Here is a 735-nt window from a genome sequence, read left to right on the forward strand (position 1 = left end):
GTGTGGTCTTGGGCAGTTTTTAAATGCAATAAAGGATTCATATCGGTTGATTGCGCAAAAAGCGAGGTTTATTGGAGTTGAGATAAATCAGGATGTGCTGGATTATCTAAAAACTTTTAGTATTGGGGTCGGAATTGAGCTTATTAATTGTGACTATCTTCTTTGGGAAACGAAAGAAAAATTTGATCTGATAATTGGAAATCCTCCATATGGTATCCCGAGCCCATCCGACCATTATAGCATAAAGGTTAATACAGCAACTAGAAGAAAATATAGAAGCTTGTTTGAGACATGGTATGGAAAATATAATGTATATGGAGCCTTTATTGAGAAATCAATCAAGTTGCTTAAGCCTGGTGGTCAATTAATTTTCATCGTCCCATCAACTTTTATGATACTTGATGAATTTAAAAAATTGAGAAAGTTCATAGCCAAAAATGGTGGGCTTGCTATAGTTTACCTTGGTTCTGATGTTTTTAAACCAGAGGCGGATGTATCTGTTTCGGTTATAAATTTCATTAAATCTGACAAGTTTATTGGCAGAGTTGAACTTCTTGATTTAACTCCTGATGACATTAAAACCGTTAAAGTGATTTCCAGTTGGAATGGAGAAGTGATCACATTTGAAACAGAATTAACGCAAAAACTTAAGAAATTATGTTCTTACAAGCTCGGTGATATATATGAAGTAAAAATTTCACCAAGAACTCCAGAGATAAAGAATAATCCATACAT

Annotated in this window: 1 protein-coding gene; it reads left to right on the forward strand. The window is 33.9% G+C overall.

Annotated features, from left to right (window positions below):
- A partial coding sequence (locus tag NZ579_08200; GenBank protein ID MCS7299917.1) for an Eco57I restriction-modification methylase domain-containing protein occupies positions 1-735 on the forward strand: 735 nt, incomplete at both ends.

It is taken from the genome of Spirochaetota bacterium (genome assembly GCA_025061835.1).
GTDB lineage: Bacteria > Spirochaetota > Brevinematia > DTOW01 > DTOW01 > SKYB106.